Source organism: Nicoliella spurrieriana, assembly GCF_023380205.1.
In the GTDB taxonomy this organism is placed as follows: Bacteria; Bacillota; Bacilli; order Lactobacillales; family Lactobacillaceae; genus Nicoliella; species Nicoliella spurrieriana.
Genome location: NZ_CP093361.1, coordinates 715,895 through 720,806, shown reverse-complemented (window position 1 = coordinate 720,806; position 4,912 = coordinate 715,895). Strand labels below are relative to the sequence as shown.

Sequence of the window (4,912 nt, the reverse complement as noted above, 5' to 3'; positions counted from 1 at the left end):
AAGGACATCTCCCCTACCTATCTTAATTAGCTTCATGGTAATTATTAAATTACCGCCTAATATTACATACTTACAGTTTAACACTTATTAAATAATTGCACATGAATTTATTACCGTTAAATTTAAAAAATCTTAAAAAAAATAAGGAAACTAGGCCGGATGAAAATCCAACTTAGTTTCCTTATTTTAATTAATTGACGTTAAACATTAAATGAATTTAACGAATTTCTTGTTACTAGTGATGTACTTACCACTACCAACGTAGAAACGGGTAATTCCATTGTGTTTAATAACTCTTTGCACGTTTAGCTTCTTACCAGCTTTGTAGTGTTGGCCGGTCTTCGTGTTAAAGACCTTGCTATCGTGAATCCGGATTCCAGATTTACCAATTACCTGAACGGTCTTCGTGCCAGCTTGGTTCATTTCGCCTTGACTGTAGTAAGTGTTGGCGGTGTAACCATGCTTAGCAGTAATGTAACCGCTGGTTGGTTCAGCCGACAAGCGACTCTTGACGTAGTAACGAACAAGTCCGCTCTTCGAAATTGCAACCTTGGTAACCTTAAATTCTGAGATCTTGTTTTGTGCTGAATGCTTAGCATACCCTAGAACCCGGTTCTTAGTGGTAAAGCTCTTACCAGAGTGAACGTAAAGGTTCTTCGTGTTGTAAACGTATTGTGGTGTCTGCTTCAACTTCGCATTGAATTCCTTGAGGTATCCATACTTGTATCCGGCAGACTTACCAGCCAACGATTGAGCAACCCGGGTCGCCCGCTTAGCAGCGGCAGCACCCTTAGCTACTTGAGCCTTGTAAGCAGTTTGACCTGCTTGGTAAGCCCGTTGGTAACTATCTTCGTAATCAGCAGTCAGGCCAGTGAAGTCAGCCTTAGCAGCCTTGTTCTTGTAACCATCCTTGTAACCATCGTATGCCCCTTGGTAGGTTGGTTGGTTAGCATAACTAGCGCTCTTCTTTTCGTTGTGCTTAGCAGCACTAACCCCAGCGGAGTAGTAGTTAGCGGAGTTAGCTGATGAAACAGCTGAACTGGCGGAACTAACGGCACTCGCAGCGGAGGATTGGTTATCGAAGATGACCTTCGCAGCCAATGCGATCGTTTGATAATCACTAGCAGCCCGACTGGCAGCAGAACTAGCAAGCATCGTAACAGATGCAACTACGGAGTTAGCACCTTGCATTTGACTTGTAGCAGCGGCAGCGGAACTAGCAGCGGATGAAGCAAGCGATGCATAACTGTTTCCGGCTGATTCATCACCCCGTGAGTATGCTAATGATGCAGCAGCATTGGCACTGGCAGCAACGCTATTTGCAGCGTTGGCAGCACTCGCAGCCGTGTTAGCAACCGCAGCAGCGGATGAAGCAAGCAGCGTAGCGGAACTAGCTTGGCTATTTGCAATCATCGCATCAGCAGATGCAGACGTGATCATTTGTGCAGCGGAGTTGGCAAGTGATGCAAAACTGTTAACCGCTGAGTTACCATACAATGATCCAGCAAGACTAACGGCTTGACTAGCAATTTGTTGTGCTTGACTAGCAGGTGCGTAAGTCATCGAAGTGCTTGATGATGCAGCAACTGAGTATTGAGCAGCAATGTTCAAGTCGGCGTTTACAACGCTAGCGTTACTTACAGCATAGCTGTTCGCAACATTAGCAGATGAAGCGTATTGACTTGCGTTGTTGGACAACGTCGTTACCCGAACGGCATTCGAGTAAGCAACACTGGCAACTGCAGAAGCACTCGTCGCAACGGAGTTGTACGATTGTGTTGCTAATTGAGCAGCACTTGCGGTTCCAGCAGCGGAACTAGCCAACCGGTTGGCAACGGCAGCGGCACTGTAGTAAGAACCGGCAGCGCTATTAGCAGAAGCTAATTGACTGTTGAGTGAGGTTACTGCAGCGTAGTTTCCGGCACTGGCAGCAGATGCAACGGCCTTAGCAAGCGAGTTAGCAGCTGAAACTGCGGAACTTGCCATGCTATCAGCAGCTGCGGCTTGTGCGTTAGCAGAACTAGCAGCACTGCTTGCCCCCTGGGCAACTACGTTTGCACTGGCAGCCCGACTAGCAGCATCGCTAGCAGTGGATGAAGCACTCATTCCTTGACCAGCGTAGCTTTGGGCACTCACGTTTTGTGGTGCACCAGCAGCAATACTGTTGATGGCGTTAGCGGTTGAACTAACGGCATTCGAGTTACTGTCGACTCCAGCGTTATTAGCGCTAGCAGAAGCAGCGTGAACGGATGCTGACGAGTTAGCAGTCACAGCACTTTGGGCTTGGGATGCAGCCTGGTTGCTTTGAGCGTTGGCACTAGCGGCAGCGCTAGATGCAGCACTGGAAGTAGCCATTTGAACGGCAGCAGCACTGGAAGCAGCGTTATTAGCTGAGTTAACAACTGATAATGCGGCACTGACAGCGGCGGCATCGGAGGCAGCCCGAACCGAAGCACTGGATGCACTTTGCGTAGCAGTCGAAGCAACACTAGATTGAGCAACCGCAGTGGAAGCAGCGGAGCTTGCTACGGCAGCTTGGGAAGCAGCAACGAGGTTAGCGGATGAAGCAGCTAGGCTATCACCAGTCGTTGCGTAGCTCTTTGCAGCTGCGGCAGCGGACAATGCAGCGGAAGTGGCTACATTCGCCGTTGAACTAGCGGCGTTGGCAGAAGCAGCAGCGGCACTAGCAGTTGCCTTAGCAGATTGAGCATCTGAGTTAGCTTGTTGTGCATCTCCAGCAGCAGAGCTTGCAACTACCGCAGCGGAAGTAGCTACGGTCGCAGCAGAACTAATTGCTTGGTTAGCTGGGTTAGCAGATGCAATCGCGTTAGCTTGACTTGCGGCACCTGAAGCTAATGCGTTGCCACTAACGGCTTGAGTAGTCGAGATGTTGGCTTGACTAGCGTACTTCGCAGCAAGGGAAGCATTTTGGCTAGCACCACTGGCGGCGCCAGAAGCAGTTGTGTTGGCACTATTTGCTTCGGAGATAGAAGCATTGGCACTGGCAGAACCTTGATCACCTGCAACCACGGCAGATGAAGCAACGGAGGCAGCGGAGTTAGCAGCGCTAGCAGCGTCATTTGCGACCTGCGCATCGGAAGCGGCCCTAGCAGAGGCGCTCGATGCACTTTGCACGGCAGTCGATGCTACTTGACTAGCAACCACGGCTTGGGAAGCAGCAGCGCTCGCACTGGCAGCCTTTTGTGATGCAACCGCGTTGGCGGAAGCAGCAGCTTCAGAACTACCTGCAGCAGCGTAAATCTTAGCATTCGATGCGGCAGTGTCAGCAGCGGAAGCGTCAGCAGATGCAGCAGCACTTTGCGCAGCAGCAAAAGCAGCAGCGGAACTAGCAACGCTCTTAGCGGATTGGCCATCAGCATTGGCTGAGTTAGCATCGGCATGGGCGGAACTAGCAACGGCGGAAGCGCTGTTGGCAACTACGGCAGCGGAGCTAACCACGGCGTTACTTGGGTGGCTAGAAAGCGCACTGTTAACGATCGCAGTAGCACTGGATGCGTTTGAATCAGCGTCGGCAGTTTGACTAGTTGATGCACTAGCATCACTTGCGTAGCTGGATGCCAAGTTGGCATCATTTGCAGCCCCACTGGCAGCCTTGCCTGCGGCTGTGTTAGCACTATTTGCTTCGGATGAGGAAGCATTGGCACTAGCAACCCCCTGGTCGTTGTCATTAGCAGCACTCGATGCAGTGTTGTTAGCAAAAGCAGCGTAACTGGCAGCATCGGCAGCGACCCGCGCATCAGAAGCGGCCCGTGCGGAAGCACTGGATGCACTTTGCACGGCGATCGATGCGGTTTGACTCGCAGCAACAGCGCCAGCAGCGGCAGAACTAGCATTCGCAGCTTGTTGAGCAGCAACCACGTTGGCGGATGATGCAGAAGCTGAATCACCAGTAGCAGCGTAGCTCATTGCAATCGAAGCGGCAACGCTCGCAGCAACGGAAGCGGCACTGGCATTTGCGCTTTGGGCAGTCGCTGAAGCAGCGGCAGCACTGGCAACGCTCTTGGCCGATTGAGCATCAGCATTGGCTGAATTTGCATCGGCATGGGCGGAACTGGCAACGGCAACTTCGGAGTTAACGACTGCAACGGCGGAGCTAACCACGGCGTTGCTTGGATGTGCAGAAGCGTAGCCGTTAGCAGATTGAGCAGTAGCGGAAGCCCATGAATCTGCATTAGAGGTTAAGCTAGTGGATTCAGAAGCAGCACTGGCGTAACTAGCAGCAAGGCTGGCATCGTTATTGGCACCAGAGGCAGCGTTAGAAGCAGCAGTGTTCGCGCTCGTAGCTGAACCCGTAGCGGATTGAGCACTTTGAATTCCAGCAGAACCGGCACTCGCAGCACTTGCAGCAACGACGGTCGCAGATGAAGCGAGGCTAGCAGCAGCACTGGCCACTTGGGCATCGGAAGCGGCCCGTACGGAGGCACTCGATGCACTTTGGACAGCGGTCGAAGCAACTTGACTAGCGGTTCTAGCATTCGAAGCAGCGACACTGGCGTTGCCAGCTTGTTGGGCAGCAACCACGTTTGCGGATGATGCGGAAGCGGAATTACCAGCAGCAGCGTAACTGGATGCAAGCGATGCAGCAGAGTTAGCAGCGCTCGCAGCAAAGCTAGCGGTACTGCTTTGGTCATCAGCTAAAGCAGCAGCGGAACTAGCAGCACTCTTAGCTATTTGAGCATCGGCATTCGCAGAGTTGGCATCTTGATGAGCAGAACTTGCGTCAGCAGCAGCGGAATCAGCAACCGAGTCAGCAGAACTAACGACTTGGTTATCAGGGTTAGCGGAAGCGTAACTATCAGCGGTCGTTGCGGCAGCTGAAGCAGCGCTATCGGAAGTTGCGGTTTGACTAGTCGAAGCACTGGCGTCACTAGCGTAGCTCGAAGCTAAGTTA

General features: G+C 51.9%; 1 protein-coding gene (only partly in view). It reads right to left on the bottom strand.

Going from position 1 to position 4,912, the window contains the following annotated elements; translation table 11 throughout:
• Positions 1–207: 207 nt before the first annotated feature.
• A protein-coding gene (locus tag MOO44_RS04355; RefSeq protein WP_260117194.1) for a DUF5776 domain-containing protein crosses the window boundary here: on the bottom strand, positions 208–4,912 show its 3' end. Its footprint extends 26,915 nt past the window's final position; 4,705 of the gene's 31,620 nt are visible here — the last part of the coding sequence; the start codon falls outside the window, past its right edge — the gene reads right to left on this strand; it ends in the stop codon at positions 208–210.